Genomic DNA, 17,654 nt, shown 5'->3' with positions numbered 1-17,654 from the left:
TCAGTCCTGATACTATTCATATAACGTCAACCAAAAGGATGTGGGATATGGCAAACGCCATCTATGTAAAAATTACCGGTAAGAAACAAGGGTTAATTTCAGCAGGTTGTTCAACCTATGACTCCATTGGTAATAAATTTCAATCCGGACATCGCGACCAAATTTTTGTGGTTCAGTTTGATCATGAAATTGTCAGAAGCCAGAACGTAAAACATCGTCCGGTCAGTTTTACTAAGCTGATCGATAAGTCGACGCCGTTAATAGGCATGGCCATTTCTAATAATGAGAAGATCGACCTGTTTTTCGATTTTTACCGAACATCATCGACTGGTGTACAGGAAAAATACTTTTCAGTAGAAGTCAGAGGCGCCACCCTGGAACGGCAGAGCGTCCGAACCGCGCATGCATTAGACAATCCCGATAAAGAGGCTGAGGAAATGATATCCGTGGTCTACGAGTCAATAACATGGAAGCACCACACAGCAGGAACATCTGGCTACAGCATCTGGAGCGAGACGGTTTTCTGACACTGACTAACAGGGAGTTGGCTTGTGAAATTTCATAAACCGGCAGAAATGAAAAAACTGACCCGCGAGGGGCAGGTAAGAAGATTAACTCTGGGTGAGATTGCGCTCGCCCGCACAGTCTTTGGCAGTTATATCGACTACTCAAGAGTGTGGATCCACTTAGGCAGTTATCTGCCGTTCGGGTTGCAAATGGAGTCGGCAGCAATGACGCCAAGTGGCGAGCTTTATTTTCGAGGGGAGAATTATGTTGATGATTTTTCGACAGCGAGCAATCGTCATCAACACCTGTTTATCCATGAGATGACGCATGTCTGGCAATATCAAAATGGTATGTGGGTTAAGCTGAGAGGGAGTATGAGTTGGGCCGCTGATTATCACTATAATTTTGAAGGAAAAACAAGGGTTAATGAATATTCAATGGAGCAACAGGCTTCAATTGTGGCTGATTATTTTTTCCTTGTGAATTTTGGAGAGTCTGAATGGTATAAGAACCAGTATCGAAACTATAAGGGTGATAAATTAGATAGCGCATTATCATATTACAAATTGATATTAACCAATTTTCCAACTTATTGAAGGATTCAATAATGATAAAAAAAGCTGCTGTTATTTCTTTGTCTCTATCTCTTTCCGGATGTTTTTTAGGGGATCATTTTACCCCTCCAGCTCATGCGCAGGCATTTTTTGTAGGTGGAAATTTTTGCCTGACGACGCCAGGACGAACAGAAAAACAAAAATTAACCGGTATGTCTGTTCAGAAGGTGGGTGAATCACCCGGTTTCTCAACGTTTTTTAAAAATGAAGGTGAATATCTCACTATAAAAAAAGATAGCTGCATGCCTTTGCTTGGATATAAATTTGAAGTTGGCAGTGCTTATCATGTGTCTATATTTTTAACTAAAGATCCAGAAAGGAAAGAAACTCATTTTTATACTGATTTTTATACCGCATCTTTTGTTATCTGGGAGACGAGCAAGAAAGAGAAGCAGGTAGAGTATCTGTAATTTTTTAAATCATTGATCAAAGGAGCTGATAATGTTCAAAAAATCCATAATGGTAGTGCTGTCTCTCTCTCTGTCAGGATGTGTTTCAGATTATACACCAACCCTTCCTTCTGAAACACACGCCTATTTTACCGGAGATACGCTTTGTCTGCTGACACCAGGGCGAACGGAAAAACAAAAGCTAAAAAAAATTCATATTGAACAGTGGGGGGGATCGCCGGGTTTTATAAAGCAATTTAATAATTCGGCTGAATATAAAGTCATAAAAAAAGATACCTGTATCCCATTGTTCGGTTATAAATTTGAAGCGGGTTATGCTTATCATATTACTATGAATTTCACTGAGGATACTGATAGAAACAAAAGTGATTATAATTCGAATTATTATTCGGCAACCTTTATCGTTTGGGAAAATAGCGATAAAGATAAGTACGTAAGTTATCAATAAAAAAGCGCGCTCGGGGAAGCGGAATGGCTGGGTAACAGGAACTTATATTACAACAGTGAATATCTTGAGAATACTTATTCTTACTATAAATTGCTGCTGACAGATTTTCCAAATTTTTGAAGGAATTCGTAATATTGAGAGTACTCTCATTTTTATTTCTCACTCTGTCGCTGGCAGGGTGTATATCAAGTTACACACCCATAATGCCCGCTCACGCTCATGCCTATTTTACCGGAGATGCGCTTTGTCTGCTGACGCCAGGAAGAACGGAAAAGCAAAAGCTGAAAGGAATATCTGTTACGAGGAAAGGGGAGTCACCCGGATTTAGTCAGTTTTTTAATAACCAGGATGAATATCTTACTGTCAAAAAAGACACCTGCATTCCTACCCTGGGTTATAAGTTTGAGACGGGAAGGGCTTACCACGTGAGTATGCATTTCACCCCTGATGATGAAAGAGTCAAATCTGATGTTTCCCTAAACACGTATTCAATTTCATTTGTTACCTGGGAAACCAGTGACAAAAGTAAAGAAATTAGCGTTTTTTGAAATGACATATTATCAATAAAAAAAAGCGCGCTTTTCAGCGCGCAATAGCGTTATCACAACATCATCTGAGCGGAACGGACAGATTCTTAAGTGAATGGGTGCTCAGATTGTGATAGGGGTAATTATGCCGCAGCCAGTTCTTTGATGGCCGCATCGATGGCTGCTTTCGCATCAGTCTGTGCTTTGGTCGCCACTTCAGGACCGTACGCAATACCTTCCGCGTAAACGAATTCTACGTCGCTCATGCCCAGGAAGCCCAGGAACAGAGACAGGTATGGGGCAACCAGATCGCTCGGGGTGTCTTTATGGATGCCACCGCGGCTGGTCAGAACGATAACGCGTTTGCCTTTCACCAGACCTTCAGGGCCTTTCTCGGTGTATTTGAAGGTCACGCCAGCACGGGCTACCAGATCGAAATAGTTTTTCAGCTGAGTCGGGATGTTGAAGTTGTACATAGGTGCAGCGATAACGATCACGTCATGCGCCTGCAGTTCTTCAATCAGGGTGTTGGACAGCGCCAGTGCTTCTTCCTGACGTGGAGTCAGCGGAGCATCGGATGGACGCAGTGCGCCAACCAGTTCGCCGTCAAGGACAGGGATCGGATCCGCAGCCAGGTCGCGAACGGTCACGGTAGAGCCGCTGTTGGCAGACTGATACTCTGCAACCAGGTAATCGGCCAGTTGGTTAGACTGAGAGAAGTTAGCCAGAATGCTTGATTTCAGGACGAGTACTTTGCTCATGAGTGAGTTCCTTAAGTGTGTGGTACATAGGGTGTTGGTTTTTATAACCAGAACGTTCCCCGAATGGAACTTACTTTATTCAGAAAGCTTATGCAGTGATAGCGCAATATTTAGAGACCTATCATCGATTTTTTTGAACAACTTGAAATCCGGTCGCAAAATCACCCGTTTTCAGCATCTTCAATACCTTGTGTTAACATAGACACAAGCAGGCAAGGCGTGAACCTTCCTCATCCCCCATTCAGATTCAGCTGGCGCAGATGATTTGCTCTCCGGCTGACATGCAACAAGGAATTCCGATCGTGAAATCACCGCTCGCGGCATTATCAGCGCAGTTAGACGGGCTGATGCTACGTGACCGGCAACGCCTGCAACGTCGTTTGCAGGGTGCCAGAAAGTTGGATAAACCCGACGCACTCGACGCGTTAAGTGCCGAAATCCAGACCGCTATCACCGAGAGCCTGAAGAAAGTCAGTGCCCGTGAAGCCTCGCGGCCAAAAATCAGCTATCCGGAAAACCTGCCGGTCAGCCAGAAGAAAGACGACATTTATAACGCTATCCGCGATCACCAGGTGGTGATTGTGGCGGGCGAAACCGGCTCCGGTAAAACCACGCAGATCCCGAAAATCTGTATGGAACTCGGACGCGGGATCAAAGGCGTGATTGGTCATACCCAGCCGCGACGTCTGGCGGCGCGTACCGTCGCTAACCGTATCGCCGATGAGCTGGATACCACGCTCGGCAACACCGTCGGTTATAAAGTCCGTTTTAACGATCAGGTCAGTGAAAACACGCTGGTCAAGCTGATGACCGACGGTATTCTGCTGGCGGAAATCCAGCAGGACCGCATGCTGATGCAGTACGACACGCTGATCATCGATGAAGCGCATGAACGCAGTCTGAACATCGACTTTATTCTCGGTTATCTGCGTCAGCTATTGCCGAAACGCCCGGATCTGAAAGTCATCATCACCTCCGCGACGATTGATCCGCAACGTTTCTCGCGTCATTTCAACAATGCGCCGGTCATTGAAGTCTCCGGCCGGACGTATCCGGTTGACGTGCGCTATCGCCCGATTGTCGATGACGCCGACGATGTGGATCGTGACCAGTTGCAGGCGATTTTCGACGCCGTCGATGAACTGGGTCGCGAAAGCATGGGCGACATCCTGATCTTCATGAGCGGGGAACGTGAAATTCGTGATACCGCGGATGCGCTGAACCGTCTGGATTTGCCGCATACCGAGATTTTGCCGTTGTATGCGCGCCTGTCGAACAGCGAACAGAACCGCGTATTCCAGTCGCATTCCGGCCGTCGTATCGTGCTGGCGACCAACGTCGCCGAAACCTCGCTGACCGTGCCGGGCATTAAATACGTGATTGACCCCGGCACCGCGCGTATCAGCCGTTACAGCTTCCGCACCAAAGTGCAGCGCCTGCCGATCGAGCCGGTGTCTCAGGCGTCGGCCAACCAGCGTAAAGGGCGTTGCGGACGTGTGTCCGAGGGCATCTGTATCCGTCTGTATTCGGAACAGGATTTCCTGTCACGCCCGGAATTTACCGACCCTGAAATCCTGCGCACCAACCTGGCGTCCGTCATTCTGCAAATGACCTCGCTGGGGCTGGGCGATATCGCCGCATTCCCGTTTGTGGAAGCGCCGGATAAACGCAACATTCAGGACGGCGTGCGTCTGCTCGAAGAACTGAACGCCATCAATAATGCCGTCGATGGCCGTTATACGCTGACACCGCTTGGCCGCCAGTTGGCGCAGTTGCCGGTGGATCCGCGTCTGGCACGCATGGTGCTGGAAGCGCAGAAAAACGGCTGTGTGCGGGAAGTGATGATCATCACCGCCGCGCTGTCGATTCAGGATCCGCGTGAACGACCGATGGACAAACAGCAGGCGTCCGATGAGAAACATCGTCGTTTTGCCGACAAGGATTCTGATTTTCTGGCATTTGTGAACCTGTGGGATCACCTGAAAGTGCAGCAGAAAGAGCTGTCTTCCGCACAGTTCCGCAAGCTGTGCCGCAGTGATTTCCTCAACTATCTGCGCGTTCGCGAGTGGCAGGATATTTACACCCAGCTCCGTCAGGTAGTGAAAGAACTGGGGCTGCCGGTGAACAGCGTCCCGGCGGAGTACCGTGAGGTTCACTGCGCGCTGCTGACCGGTTTGCTGTCGCATATCGGCCAGAAAGATGCGGATAAACAGGAATATACCGGGGCGCGTAATGCGCGTTTTGCCGTCTTCCCTGGCTCCGGGTTATTTAAAAAACCGCCAAAATGGGTGATGGTCGCCGAACTGGTGGAAACCAGCCGTTTGTGGGGGCGTATTGCCGCGCGTATCGAACCGGAATGGATTGAGCCGCTGGCGAAGCATCTGGCGAAAAGCAGTTACAGCGAGCCGCACTGGGAAAAAGCACAGGGCGCGGTGATGGCGACGGAAAAGGTCACGTTGTACGGCCTGCCGATCGTGGCCGCGCGTCGGGTGAATTACGGCACGATTGATCCGGTCGTCTCACGCGAGCTGTTCATCCGCCATGCGCTGGTGGAAGGCGACTGGCAAACGCGCCATGCGTTCTTCCGCGCTAACCTGCGTCTGCGTACCGAAGTGGAAGAGCTGGAACATAAATCCCGTCGCCGCGATATTCTGGTCGATGATGAAACCCTGTTCCTGTTCTACGAACAGCGTATCGGGCAGGAAGTGGTGTCGGCACGGCACTTTGATACCTGGTGGAAAACGCAGCCGCAGGACAGCCTGAACTTTGAAAAAAGCATGCTGATCAAAGAGGGCGCGGGCAATATCAGCGCCCATGATTACCCGAATTTCTGGCATCAGGGCAATCTCAAACTGCGCGTGACGTACCAGTTTGAACCGGGGACGGATGCTGACGGCGTGACCGTGCATATTCCGCTGCCGCTGCTCAATCAGGTGAGCGAAGAGGGCTTTGACTGGCAGATCCCGGGGATCCGCCGCGAGCTGATCATGGCGCTGATTAAATCCTTGCCTAAGCCGGTACGTCGTAATTTTGTGCCTGCACCGAATTACGCCGATGCCTTGCTGGGCCGCATCAAACCGTTTGAGATGCCGCTGCTGGATGCCATGGAAAAAGAGCTGCGCAAGATGAGTGGCGTGACGGTGTCACGTGACGACTGGCAGCTGGAACAGGTGCCGGATCATCTCAAAATGACCTTCCGCATCGTTGACGATAAAAACAAAACGCTGCGGGAAGGCAAAGATCTGAACGCACTGAAATCCGGCCTGAAAGAGCAGGTGCAGCAGACGCTTTCCGCCGTCGCGGATGACGGCATCGAACAGCGCAACCTGCATGTCTGGAGTTTTGGCACCTTGCCGGAACGCTACGAGCAAAAGCGCGGTGGCTATGAAGTGAAAGCCTATCCGGCGATTGTCGATGAGAAAGACAGTGTAGCAATCCGTCTGTTCGACAGCGAACTCGAACAGCAGCAGGCAATGCTCAGCGGGATGCGGCGCCTGCTGTTGCTCAACATCCCGTCGCCGGTCAAATACCTGCACGAGAAGTTGCCGAACAAAGCCAAACTGGGGCTGTACTTCAATCCGTATGGCAAAGTGCTGGATCTGATCGACGACTGCATCTCCTGTGGCATTGACAAACTGATCGCTGAATCCGGCGGCCTGGTGTGGCGTGAAGAAGATTTCGCCAGACTGCATGAGCATGTGCGCGCCAATCTGAATGATACGGTGGTGCAAATCGCCATTCAGGTGGAGCAGATCCTGACGACTGTCTTCAGCATCAACAAGCGGCTGAAAGGGCGGATTGATATCACCATGGCGCTGGCGCTTTCTGATATCAAAGCGCAGATGTCCGGCCTGATTTATCGGGGGTTCGTGACGCAAAATGGCTGGAAACGTCTGCCGGATACGCTGCGCTATTTGCAGGCGATTGAACGCCGGATGGACAAACTGGCCATGGATCCGCACCGCGATCGTGCGCAGATGTTGAAAGTGGAAAACATCCAGCAGCAATGGCAGCAGTGGCTGAACAAACTGCCGCCGGTGCGTCAGCAAAGCGAGGACGTGAAGGAAGTCCGCTGGATGATTGAAGAACTGCGCGTCAGCTACTTCGCTCAGCAACTGGGCACGCCGTATCCGATATCGGATAAACGTATTTTGCAGACCATGGAACAGCTGGTTTAACCGGTTCTCAACACGACAAAACCGCCTTATACGCTAAGGCGGTTTTTTTTTGCTCGCTAACGGTGATTCTGTGGGTTACTGAGCGGGCGCCGTCACCGGGCCGCTGGCGCTGATCACGCCGGAAGACAGGGTATTCAGGGCGTCGCGGATGGCCGGAACGGCCAGTGCGCGGTTATCGGCCAGATACCGGTCCTGCGCGGCAGGTGCGGAACTCTGAATCGCCACCAGAGACCAGCCGTCGGCGTTTTTCAGCAGCAGCGGGGAACCGCTGTCACCAGGCAGCGTATCGCAGCGGTGGGATAACACGCCGGGTTGCGCCCAGCCGGTTACCAGACAATCCTGATGCACATACAAATCATCAAGATGATCTTCCGGATAACCCGCCTGTGTCACTTTTCGGCCTTCCTGTTTCAGTACCGCAGTCAGATCATCACGTGATCCTTCCCATAACGGTAACGGCCTGATAGGTAACGCCAGTTTTTCGTCGGTAAGGCGGATCAGCGCAAAATCGAAGGGTGCGGCTTTTGGCGGCACGATCCAGCCATCGCCATCGGCTTTCAGTTTTTTCCCGAGTTTTGGGTCAACCAGCGTTTGTAACGCGGTGATCTGATAGCGCCATTTCTGATGATGAGAAATAAAACGCAGGGCGATGACTTTGTCTATGTTGCCCGGCGGCGCCAGCACACAATGGCCTGCGGTAAGGGCCAGATGTTTGGAAATCAGGGTGGCGGTGCATAAATTGCCGCTTTCCGTTTCAATCTGACCAATAGCCTGCCACGGCCAGCGGGACGTTGCCGCGACCGGCGTGCGCTGATCATGACCAAAAAAGAGGGCCGTTTTTTCTTTTACGCTGATGGAAGGTGCGTCGGTATCTGCATCATCCGGGGAATCTGCATGAACAAGTGGACTGACGGTAAAACAGAAAAAGCACAAAAATAGCGGTAACGCGATGCGCATAACATTCTGACCTTGAAAACAGGGAGAACCCGAAAACCCGTTATTGTGGAATGATTATAGTCGGTTATCTTTCGTGTTGGATATATTTGTCTGATAACTCAATCTATTGAGCCGATGACGGGCGTCATCGCAGGACATTCAGAAGTAGAAGAACAGGGTGATCAGACCGCAGAGGATCAGGGAACACAGGGTGATTTCGAACAGGTAGCGGCGCAGCATCTTCCATCTGTACCTCAAGATAGAGAACCGGAGAAAAAAACACCCGGCGAACCGGGTGTCAAATCATCAGTCTTGATAATGGTGAGTAGATACGCTCACAAAGACGTCTTGTTTACTTCTTATGCTGCTGGTGTTGCTTTCGCAGCCGGTGCAGCTTTCTTAGCATGTTTCACATGTTTTTTAGCAGCCTGCGCTTTCTGAGCAACCGGAGCGGCTTTTTTAGCATGTTTCACGTGTTTTTTAGCAGCCTGCGCTTTCTGAGCAACCGGAGCGGCTTTTTTAGCGTGTTTCACGTGTTTTTTGGCAGCCTGCGCTTTCTGAGCAACCGGAGCCGCTTTCTTAGCGTGTTTTTTGTGTTTCTTAGCCGCTTGCGCTTTCTGAGCGACTTTCTTGTGAGTCTTGTGCTTAGTCACGTGCTTGGCAGCAGGTGCCGGAGCAGCAGTTGTTGCAGCAGCGGCAGGTGCCGGAGTAGCGGTAGTTTCAGCAGCGAACGCGACAGAAGACAGGCCCATTGCAGCGGCTACAACCAGAGCTAATACTTTTTTCATGTTTAATTCCTCAAGAATCTTAGTTTATGTGTCCACCCCACTGCGGGGCCGGTATGGAGAATACTAGGCGCGTTAGATCAGGTTGTCCGTGAGTGATTGGTTTCGGCGTGTAACGGAATGTACAAAGGAGGGGAGGGTAATAAAATCAGGGGATTACGATGAAATTGGAGGATATAGAGATGGAGTTGCTACGGAGCAGTGGATCGCGTGTTTGCGCCTCCTCTTGCGAAGGGTGATGCCAGGATGAGGAATTAATGGGTGCTTGCCTTTCAATGCAAACTTCAACTCATTGATTTAGCTTTAAAACCCCACCCCAGCCCTCCCTTTCGCAGGGGAGGGAGCCGATCGAGTCTTTGCTCCTCCCCCTGCGAAGTGGGAGGCGGGAGGGGGTATTAATGGCAACTTCTCTTTTAATGCAAACTTCAACTCATTGATTTAGCTTTAAAACCCCACCCCAGCCCTCCCCTTCGCAGGGGAGGGAGCCGATCGAGTCTTTGCTCCTCCCCCTGCGAAGGGGGAGGCGGGAGGGGGTATTAATGGCAACTTCACTTTTAATGCAAACTTCAACTCATTGATTTTGCTTTAAAACCCCACCCCAGCCCTCCCTTTCGCAGGGGAGGGAGCCGATCGAGTCTTTGCTCCTCCCCCTGCGAAGGGGAAGGCGGGAGGGGGTATTAATGGCAACTTCTCTTTTAATGCAAACTTCAACTCATTGATTTAGCTTTAAAACCCCACCCCAGCCCTCCCCATCGCAGGGGAGGGAGCCGATCGAGTCTTTGCTCCTCCCCCTGCGAAGGGGGAGGCGGGAGGGGGTATTAATGGCAACTTCACTTTTAATGCAAACTTCAACTCATTGATTTTGCTTTAAAACCCCACCCCAGCCCTCCCTTTCGCAGGGGAGGGAGCCGATCGAGTCTTTGCTCCTCCCCCTGCGAAGTGGGAGGCGGGAGGGGGTATCAATGGCAACTTCTCTTTCAATGCAAACTTCAACTCATTGATTTTGCCTTAAAACCCCACCCCAGCCCTCCCCTTCGCAGGGGAGGGAGCCGATCGAGTCTTTGCTCCTCCCCCTGCGAAGGGGGAGGCGGGGAGGGGGTATTAATGGCAACTTCTCTTTTAATGCAAACTTCAACTCATTGATTTAGCTTTAAAAATAGCCAGCCACTCCCTCTCCCTACAAGTATCGCCCTTCCAGATGCGCCCGGAAGAACGCCGGATTCAGTGTCTCGCCGGTGGCGTTTTTCATCAGCTGATCCGTCGTGAACCGGCTGCCGTGCTGCCAGATGTTTTGCTGCAACCACTGGAACAGCGCGGTCAGGTCGCCGCGGACGATGTCATCCTGCAAGGTCGGAATGGCTTTGTTGGCGGTCTGGAATAACTGTGCGGCATACATCGCGCCGAGGGTGTAGGTCGGGAAATAACCAAAGCCGCCGTCGGTCCAGTGAATGTCCTGCATGCAGCCGTCGCGGTAGTTACCGACAGTGTCGATGCCCAGATATTCCTTCATTTTACTGTTCCACAACGCCGGAATGTCGTCGACTTCAATCTCGCCTTCCATCAGGGATTTTTCGATTTCGTAACGCAGAATGACGTGCGCCGGATAGCTCAGTTCATCGGCGTCAACGCGGATAAAGCCCGGCTGGACGCGCTGATTCAGCTTCATAAAGTTGCTTTCGTCCAGTCCTTCACGATGGCCGAACTGCTCGATAACCAGCGGATACACCGACTTCAGGAACGGCTCGCTGCAACCCAGTTGCATTTCAAACAGCAGGCTTTGCGATTCGTGTACACCCATGGAACGGGCGTTGGACACCGGCTGGCCGAGCCATTCTTTGGGCAGGTTTTGCTCATAGCGTGCATGACCGGTTTCGTGGATCACCCCCATCATGGCGCTGAGGAATTCTTCTTCGTTGTAACGGGTGGTGATGCGCACATCCTGCGGAACACCGCCGCAGAACGGATGGGCACTGACATCCAGACGACCGGCGTCGAAATTAAAGCCCAGACGGCCCATCACTTTCAGGCCAAGCTGGCGCTGTTTTTCGATATCAAACGGGCCTTGCGGCGCGATGCGGGTTTCTGATTTTTGCTTATCGACTACGGTCTGTAACAGGTCCGGCAGCCAGGTTTTCAGGTCACCAAACAACACGTCGAGTTTTTGCGAGGTCATGCCCGGTTCGTATAAATCCAGCAGGGCATCGTAACGGCTGATCCCGGCGGCTTCGGCGCGCAACCGGGCTTCCTGACGGCTCAGTTTCACCACCTCTTTCAGGTTATCCGAGAAACCTTCCCAGTCGTTGGATTTACGCTGAATACGCCACGCTTGCTCGCAACGTGCGCCCGCCAGTGATTTTGCCTGCACCAGACTTTCCGGCAACAGGGCAGCCTGCTGGTAGTGACGGCGCATCTCACGCAGGTTCGCCTGCTCCACGTCATTGAGTTGCTCGCCGCCCGCCTGCTCCAGCCATTCACCGACCTGTTTCGCGGTGAGGATCTGATGAGTCAGTACGCTCAGTTCCGCCAGCGCTTCCGAGCGGGCCTGTCCGCCTTCCGGTGGCATCATGGCCGCCGCATCCCAGCCTGCAATGGCCGATAAATGGCCGAAGCGGGATAAGCGGGCGAAGGTGTCATGTAATTTTTTATATGCGATGGTCATTGTGGCTCCCTTCCTGATTTTCTTGATGAGGCTGTTCTGCAGCCAGATTAAATGTCGGTTTTACCGGCCAGCTGAAACGGATACTTGCCCCGCCGAGCGGGCTGCTGTCCACGGCGACGCGTCCCTGATACGCGACGGCAATGGAATGTACGATCGCCAGCCCCAGCCCGCAGCCGCCGGTGGCGCGGTCTCGGCTCGGGTCAAGGCGGACGAAAGGTTCAAAAATACGCTGGCGTTCTTCCGGCGGAATACCCGGCCCGTCGTCTTCCACCTGCAGACAGGCCAGTTCGCCGTCAAGCCACAGGCTGACGCGCAGGGTTTCCTGCGAATAGCGCAGGCCGTTATTGACCAGGTTATCCAGCACGCGCTCCATCAGACGTAAGTCCACACCGCCGAAATCGCTGTTTTTCGGCGCGTCGTAAAGAAGGGTGCGTTCGGTGATCAGACGGAAATCGTCAACTTTATCTTCCAGCCAGTCGGCCAGATTGACTTTTTCCAGATTCAGCGCCACCTGCGGGCGGTCCAGCCGGGCGTAGGTCAGCAGTTCGTCGATCAGCGCTTCAAGCTGACCGATATCGCGGTTGATGGCGTTTTGTTCCGACTCCGGCAGGTTTTCGCTGATCGCCAGACGGTAACGCAGGCGCACCAGCGGCGTGCGCAGTTCATGGGCGATGCCGTCAATCAGCAACTTTTTGCTGGCGACCAGTGTGCTGATGTTATCGGCCATCTGGTTAAAGGCCACGCCCAGCCGGTTCAGGCTGGACGTTGAGTCAAAATCGATACGTTCGTCGAGATGGCCGTTACCGAGGCGCAGCGCGGAATTCTCCAGCCGCAGCAAATCCTGCCAGTGCGGACGCATCCACAGGAAAACCGGCAGGGCGAGGGACAGTCCGATGAAGATCAGCAGCCCCAGATCCAGCAGCCGCATTTCGTGCATATAAAACAGGTACGGGATCGGGCCGACCACCAGCACGTAATGGCTGCGCGGCACCCGCTGAATAAAGGTGTACTCGTTATCCAGAGCAATAATTTCGCCGTCTTTAAGACGCTGATCCAGCGCGGGACTCAGTTTACGTTTACCGAGCGGTTCGATATGCAGTTTGAAAGACAGGTTCAGATCCAGCGTATTGATGGTCTTGTTCCAGTCTTTGATCGGGATTTCCCGCAGCTCGCTGCGCATCAGATAGAGCGAACTTTTCATCAGATCGTTCATGGACTGACGGCCGGTGCGTTCTGCGGTGACTTTGTACACCAGCCCGACCAGCATCGCCATCACCAGAAAACAGACCAGCAGTAACAGAAAGAACTGGACGAAAAGTTTTCTCATTCGTGCAGCGACTCCCAGGCGTTAGGGGCGAACAGATAGCCTTTGTTGCGCACGGTCTTGATACGGAAAGGTTCGAGCGTGTTGTCGTAAAGTTTACGGCGCAGGCGCGAGATTGCCACGTCGATGCTGCGATCCAGCCCGTCGTAACTGACGCCACGCAGATTCTTCAGCAAGGCTTCGCGATCCATAATGCGCCCGGCGTGGGTGGCCAGTTCCCACAGCAAATCAAAGTCGGAGGTCGAAAGAACAATGGTTTCATCCACCAGCGTCACTTCGCGGTTAACCGGGTCGATACATAACTGGCCGAAGTGCAGGGCGTTACCGCTTTTCAGCGTCTGAACCGGTTGTTCGTTTTGCGCGCCCTGCGCCGGATTCTGGCGCAAGTGCAGACGCAGTCGGGCCAGCAGCACGGCGGGCGGGGTGGTTTTCAGAATGTAATCACTGGCGCCCATTTCCAGCGACAGAATGTGGTTCATGTCGCTATCGAGCGAGGTCAGCAGCACAATCGGGCCGGGGAAAATCGGGCGTAAATCGCGGCACAGCGTCATGCCGTCTTTGCCCGGTAACATGATATCCAGCAGAACCAGGTCGGGTTTTTCTTTCTCAATGCGCGCCTGCGCGGTATCGCCGCGCGGTTCAACCAGCACATCAATATCATGTTTACCCAGATAGGCGGCAATCAGGTTGCCGACTTCTGCATCATCTTCTACAAAAACGATTTTATTCATTGGCTTGCTGCTGTAAGAAATCCGGTGATTAGCATAGCGTGACACGCAGGGTGACGCTATCGCGCGAGCGTAATAGAACATGTCAGTTTTGCGAGATATTTTCCATAAACGGGAAATACTTTGGTCAAATTCTGAAATGTTGCCATTGTCAGTTTCCGTTACGGAAAGCACGGTAACTCACTGGCAAAGTGTCAGTGAATTATGCCATTATATAGGTGAATATCTTCGGCGTTACAGATTGATTTACTAATTGATTGGCCCTGACCAGGAAGAGGAAGAGGGGATGAATGAAAACCGCCTGGTACCCGATGCGCGCAGTCAGAAAGCATCCTTTGACTACATGGAATATTTGTCCGCATCCTGCAAAAAGAAATGGAGTTTTGTTGACGCCATTTATGGCGTGATGCCGTTCTTTGGCATGGTTCTGAAATCCCGTTCGAAAAAAGACAACTCTAAGCAGGAAGCCTTGCGCGCACTGGCCTTACAGGTGGTTTCCACGCAGGTCAGCGACGAGACCAATATTGTCCGCCTGATTGAGCTGGCCGAGCAGCAAAATATGTACTGCATTGATATCAACCTGCCGTACTCGCTGACCGAAGAACAGCTGACCGCTATTAAAGTGGAATGCAAACATCTGGTGCAATTAAGCCAGAATAATGATCATCTGTTAGTGCAGATTATGCAGATGCCTTCTCAGCATTGATGTCTGTGTGATGCATTCAAAATAAAGGCCGCTTTCGCGGCCTTTCTCATTTTGGCTATTTCTGCTTATTTTTTCAATTCTTCACGTAAGTCTTTCACGTCTGAGGCCGACACCGGCGCGGCGGCATTTCCCCAGCTGTTACGGATATACGTCAGTACGTTCGCCACATCGGCATCGCTCAGGTTGGCGTCAAAGGACGGCATCGACGGTGCGGTAGGTTTGCTGTCGGTGGCGACCGGACGGCTGCCCGCCAGCACCACGCGGATAAGCGAGGTGGCGTTGGTCTGGTTGATCAGCGGCGACTCGGCCAGACGCGGGAACAGACCTTCCTGACCTTTACCGGCTGGCGTATGGCACGCCGAACAACGGTCAGCATAGATATTCTTCCCGGCAATCATCGCTTTATCGTCAGCTTTCACCGCCGCCTGGGCGGTGTTGCCGCTGTCATGACCGCTGTCTTTCAGGTAGACCGCCACGGCTTTAAGGTCAGCATCCGTCCAGTGTTGCGACGAATTGGTGACTTCTTCCGCCATCGGACCGGAAGCGATATCGAAACGGTTAGAGCCGGTTTTCAGATATTGCATCAGATCTTCCTGCGTCCAGTTGCCGACACCGGTGTGCTTGTTGCTGGTGATATCCGGCGCGACCCAGCCTTCCACCACTGCGCCTTGCAGGAATTCGCTGTCCTTGTCGCCGCCGATGATATTTTTCGGCGTATGACAGGTGCCGCAGTGCCCCAGACCTTCAACGATATACGCGCCACGGTTCCATTCCGCTGATTTATCCATCTGCGGTTTGAATTCGCCTTTGTTGAAGTTCAGCCAGTTCCAGCCCATCAGGCTGGTACGCACGTTGAACGGGAACGGCAACTGGTTGGTTTCCACTTCGTGATGCACCGGTTGCAGGGTTTGCAGATACGCCCAGATCGCGGCGTTATCTTCACGGGTCACTTTGGTGTAGGCGGTGAACGGCATCGCGCCGTAAAGACGTTTGCCGCCGTGGCCGATGCCTTCCGACATTGCGCGCTGGAAGTCGTCGAAGCTCCATTTACCGATACCGGTTTCCGCATCCGGCGTGATGTTCGCGCCGACCAGACGGCCAAACGGCGTTTCGATCGGGACGCCACCGGCGAAAGGTTTGGCATCCGGCGTGGAGGCCGTATGGCAGGCGGCGCAGTCGCCGACGGTGGCCAGATAACGGCCACGTTCAACCTGCTCGAATGAGCCGTCACCCGACGCGTGCGCCAGTCCGCTGACGGTCAGTGCCACCAGTCCGAGTGAGAATGACGTTAACTTTTTCATGCGATCATCTCTCCCGGTTTTTTCAGGTAATAATTACGGATCGCATGGGCGGCTTTAAACGCCAGTGCGCCGACGGTGCCGGTCGGGTTGTAACCGGGGTTTTGCGGGAAGGCAGACGCGCCGACCACGAACAGATTAGGCACATCCCAGACCTGCAGATGCTTGTTGACGGAACTGGTGGACGGATCCGCGCCCATCACAAATCCGCCGACCACGTGGGAAGACTGATACGGCGTACCGTTCCAGTGACCTTTCATCGGGCTGGCGACCAGCTGACGCGGGTTCATCGCCTTGGCAATTTCCGCCACTTTGCCGGTGCAATAGGCGGCCATTTTCAGGTCGTTTTCCGGGAAGTCGAATGTCACGCGCAGCAGCGGGCGACCCAGACGGTCTTTGTAGTTCGGATCGAGCGACAGATAGTTGGTTTTGGTGGTGTAGCTGCTGGCCTCACAACCGATCGACATCGAGCTGAGGTAGTTGGCGACCGTGGCTTTTTTCCACTCGCTGCCCCATTTCGGTGTGCCCGGCGGAACAGGGCGGTAACCGATCGGTGCGCCGCCGATTGGCGTGACGCGGATACTGCCGCCGCCAAAGAAGCCCAGACCGCTGTGGTCAAAGTTATCGTTGTTGAAGTCGTCGATGCCCATACCGACCGCACCTGCGCCGATAAACGGGTTAAAGTTTTTGTCATCGAAGAACAGCTGCACGCCGTTGGCCGTCTGATAGGCGTAGTTACGGCCCGTGGTGCCGCTCAAGGTCACCGGATCGTAGGGTTTGCCGATACCGGACAGCAGCATCAGACGCACGTTCTCAAAGGTAAATGCGCTGACGATCACCAGATCTGCCGGTTGTTCCCACTCGTCGCCGGAAGAATCGATATAGATCACGCCGGTGGCGCGTTTGCCGGTGGAGTCGGTCAGCACCTGCATCACTTCACAGTTGGTGCGGGCCTCGAAATTCTCCTTGCGGATCAGCGCCGGTAACACCGTGGTGATGGCGCTGGCTTTCGAATAGTTGGCGCAGCCGTAGTTGGTGCAGAAACCGCAGTAGGTACACGGCCCCATTTTCACGCCGAGCGGGTTGGTGTAAGGCTCGGAAATCAGCGAGGAGGGCACCGGGAAGGCTTTGTAACCCATGTTGCGGGCGGCTTCCGCAAACAGCGTCGGACCGTAAGGCTGATCCATCGGGCGGGTCGGATACTCAATCGAGCGCATCCCTTCATACGGGTTACCGCCTTCATGATGCTCGCCTTTGACGTTACTGGCTTTGCCGGATACCCCGGCCAGACGCTCGAAAGACGCATAATGCGGTTCCATTTCGTCCCAGTCGGTGCCCCAGTCCTGCAACACCAGTTCTTCAGGAATGGCGTTCGCGCCGTAACGTTCGGTCAGATGGCTTTTCAGGCGAAATTCATCCGGCTGGAAACGGAAGGTGATCCCCGCCCAGTGGTTGCCCGCGCCGCCGGTACCGTTGCCCGGATGGAAAGAGCCCCATTCGCGCATCGGCAATGCGGTTTGCGCCGGGTTGTTACGGATAGTGATGGTGTTTTGGCGGGTGCGTAACATCAGTTCCTGACGGGTGTTGTAACGCAGTTCGTCGGTGACGGTGGACACGTTGAAATCGCGTGCCGTATCGCGCCACGGGCCGCGTTCAATCGCCACCACGTTCAGCCCTTCGTCGCACAGTTCATTGGCGATGATGGATCCGGCCCAGCCGAGCCCGATCACCACCACGTCGGTTTTAGGTAATTTCTTTGCCATAGTGTTGTTC

General features: G+C 53.0%; 16 protein-coding genes. 7 read left to right on the top strand and 9 right to left on the bottom strand.

The genetic code is table 11. From position 1 onward, the window contains the following. Positions 1–47: 47 nt before the first annotated feature. The 5 genes from J9880_RS19010 to J9880_RS18990 all read left to right on the top strand — a co-directional run bounded on the left by J9880_RS19010 (position 48) and on the right by J9880_RS18990 (position 2,527). Complete coding sequence (locus tag J9880_RS19010) at positions 48–527, top strand: Hcp family type VI secretion system effector (protein ID WP_133823480.1); 480 nt, start codon at positions 48–50, stop codon at positions 525–527. Between the two features lie 24 nt (positions 528–551). Beyond that, positions 552–1,103 carry a type IV secretion protein Rhs gene (locus J9880_RS19005; RefSeq protein WP_232769772.1) on the top strand — a complete coding sequence of 184 codons (552 nt, stop codon included), beginning with the start codon at positions 552–554 and terminating at the stop codon, positions 1,101–1,103. An 11-nt stretch (positions 1,104–1,114) separates the two neighbouring features. Further along, entirely contained in the window at positions 1,115–1,531 is a 417-nt protein-coding gene (locus J9880_RS19000; protein WP_133823481.1) for a putative T6SS immunity periplasmic lipoprotein, read from the top strand. Positions 1,532–1,562: 31 nt separating this feature from the next. Then, positions 1,563–1,979 carry a putative T6SS immunity periplasmic lipoprotein gene (locus J9880_RS18995; protein ID WP_232769771.1) on the top strand — a complete coding sequence of 139 codons (417 nt, stop codon included), beginning with the start codon at positions 1,563–1,565 and terminating at the stop codon, positions 1,977–1,979. A 134-nt stretch (positions 1,980–2,113) separates the two neighbouring features. After that, on the top strand, positions 2,114–2,527 hold the full coding sequence (locus J9880_RS18990; protein WP_232769770.1) for a putative T6SS immunity periplasmic lipoprotein: 414 nt from the start codon (positions 2,114–2,116) through the stop codon (positions 2,525–2,527). 122 nt (positions 2,528–2,649) lie between these two features. Here J9880_RS18990 and J9880_RS18985 read toward each other — a convergent pair whose 3' ends face one another. Further along, positions 2,650–3,267 (bottom strand): FMN-dependent NADH-azoreductase, encoded by a 618-nt coding sequence (locus J9880_RS18985; RefSeq protein ID WP_095921922.1) that lies wholly within the window; start codon positions 3,265–3,267, stop codon positions 2,650–2,652. Between the two features lie 302 nt (positions 3,268–3,569). Here J9880_RS18985 and hrpA point away from each other — a divergent pair, with 302 nt between their 5' ends. Beyond that, positions 3,570–7,445, top strand: a complete 3,876-nt coding sequence (hrpA, locus tag J9880_RS18980; RefSeq protein WP_131692734.1) for an ATP-dependent RNA helicase HrpA — start codon at positions 3,570–3,572, stop codon at positions 7,443–7,445. A 75-nt stretch (positions 7,446–7,520) separates the two neighbouring features. Here hrpA and J9880_RS18975 read toward each other — a convergent pair whose 3' ends face one another. The 6 genes from J9880_RS18975 to rstA all read right to left on the bottom strand — a co-directional run bounded on the left by J9880_RS18975 (position 7,521) and on the right by rstA (position 13,880). Then, complete coding sequence (locus tag J9880_RS18975) at positions 7,521–8,402, bottom strand: trypsin-like serine peptidase (protein WP_095921924.1); 882 nt, start codon at positions 8,400–8,402, stop codon at positions 7,521–7,523. Between the two features lie 138 nt (positions 8,403–8,540). Then, positions 8,541–8,639, bottom strand: coding sequence for a small membrane protein YdgU (ydgU, locus tag J9880_RS25245; RefSeq protein WP_456300342.1), 99 nt, complete (start codon positions 8,637–8,639; stop codon positions 8,541–8,543). Between the two features lie 101 nt (positions 8,640–8,740). Next, complete coding sequence (gene asr / locus J9880_RS18970; RefSeq protein ID WP_095921925.1) at positions 8,741–9,169, bottom strand: acid resistance repetitive basic protein Asr; 429 nt, start codon at positions 9,167–9,169, stop codon at positions 8,741–8,743. A gap of 1,174 nt (positions 9,170–10,343) precedes the next feature. Next, positions 10,344–11,825 (bottom strand): carboxypeptidase M32, encoded by a 1,482-nt coding sequence (locus tag J9880_RS18965; RefSeq protein WP_095921926.1) that lies wholly within the window; start codon positions 11,823–11,825, stop codon positions 10,344–10,346. Then, the gene (gene rstB, locus J9880_RS18960) at positions 11,809–13,152 is read right to left on the bottom strand and encodes a two-component system sensor histidine kinase RstB (RefSeq protein WP_232769769.1); all 1,344 of its coding nucleotides are present in this window, start codon (positions 13,150–13,152) and stop codon (positions 11,809–11,811) included. Before rstB ends, J9880_RS18965 begins: the two co-directional genes overlap by 17 nt. Continuing rightward, a complete protein-coding gene (gene rstA / locus J9880_RS18955; RefSeq protein WP_095921928.1) occupies positions 13,149–13,880 on the bottom strand; it encodes a two-component system response regulator RstA in 732 nt (243 codons plus the stop codon). Before rstA ends, rstB begins: the two co-directional genes overlap by 4 nt. 283 nt (positions 13,881–14,163) lie before the next feature. Here rstA and J9880_RS18950 point away from each other — a divergent pair, with 283 nt between their 5' ends. Further along, on the top strand, positions 14,164–14,583 hold the full coding sequence (locus tag J9880_RS18950; RefSeq protein ID WP_095921929.1) for a hypothetical protein: 420 nt from the start codon (positions 14,164–14,166) through the stop codon (positions 14,581–14,583). Between the two features lie 65 nt (positions 14,584–14,648). On the opposite strand, the gene J9880_RS18945 is transcribed toward J9880_RS18950, so the two are convergent. After that, on the bottom strand, positions 14,649–15,884 hold the full coding sequence (locus J9880_RS18945; protein WP_232769768.1) for a c-type cytochrome: 1,236 nt from the start codon (positions 15,882–15,884) through the stop codon (positions 14,649–14,651). After that, positions 15,881–17,644 (bottom strand): GMC family oxidoreductase, encoded by a 1,764-nt coding sequence (locus tag J9880_RS18940; RefSeq protein ID WP_095921931.1) that lies wholly within the window; start codon positions 17,642–17,644, stop codon positions 15,881–15,883. Before J9880_RS18940 ends, J9880_RS18945 begins: the two co-directional genes overlap by 4 nt. Between the last annotated feature and the right edge of the window lie 10 nt (positions 17,645–17,654).

Source organism: Rahnella victoriana (assembly GCF_021276285.1).
In the GTDB taxonomy this organism is placed as follows: domain Bacteria; phylum Pseudomonadota; class Gammaproteobacteria; order Enterobacterales; family Enterobacteriaceae; genus Rahnella; species Rahnella victoriana.
The sequence above is the reverse complement of the archived record's forward strand: the minus strand, read 5'-3'. Positions and strand labels throughout refer to the sequence as shown.

Bases quoted from the DNA above. Each gene is read 5' to 3' on its own strand.
- J9880_RS19000 (WP_133823481.1), top strand. From the start codon at position 1,115: ATGATAAAAAAAGCTGCTGTTATTTCTTTGTCTCTATCTCTTTCCGGA.
- J9880_RS18950 (WP_095921929.1), top strand. From the start codon at position 14,164: ATGAATGAAAACCGCCTGGTACCCGATGCGCGCAGTCAGAAAGCATCC.
- rstB (WP_232769769.1), bottom strand. From the start codon at position 13,152: ATGAGAAAACTTTTCGTCCAGTTCTTTCTGTTACTGCTGGTCTGTTTT.
- J9880_RS18945 (WP_232769768.1), bottom strand. From the start codon at position 15,884: ATGAAAAAGTTAACGTCATTCTCACTCGGACTGGTGGCACTGACCGTC.
- J9880_RS18985 (WP_095921922.1), bottom strand. From the start codon at position 3,267: ATGAGCAAAGTACTCGTCCTGAAATCAAGCATTCTGGCTAACTTCTCT.
- asr (WP_095921925.1), bottom strand. From the start codon at position 9,169: ATGAAAAAAGTATTAGCTCTGGTTGTAGCCGCTGCAATGGGCCTGTCT.
- J9880_RS19010 (WP_133823480.1), top strand. From the start codon at position 48: ATGGCAAACGCCATCTATGTAAAAATTACCGGTAAGAAACAAGGGTTA.
- J9880_RS18995 (WP_232769771.1), top strand. From the start codon at position 1,563: ATGTTCAAAAAATCCATAATGGTAGTGCTGTCTCTCTCTCTGTCAGGA.
- J9880_RS18975 (WP_095921924.1), bottom strand. From the start codon at position 8,402: ATGCGCATCGCGTTACCGCTATTTTTGTGCTTTTTCTGTTTTACCGTC.
- rstA (WP_095921928.1), bottom strand. From the start codon at position 13,880: ATGAATAAAATCGTTTTTGTAGAAGATGATGCAGAAGTCGGCAACCTG.
- J9880_RS18965 (WP_095921926.1), bottom strand. From the start codon at position 11,825: ATGACCATCGCATATAAAAAATTACATGACACCTTCGCCCGCTTATCC.
- J9880_RS18940 (WP_095921931.1), bottom strand. From the start codon at position 17,644: ATGGCAAAGAAATTACCTAAAACCGACGTGGTGGTGATCGGGCTCGGC.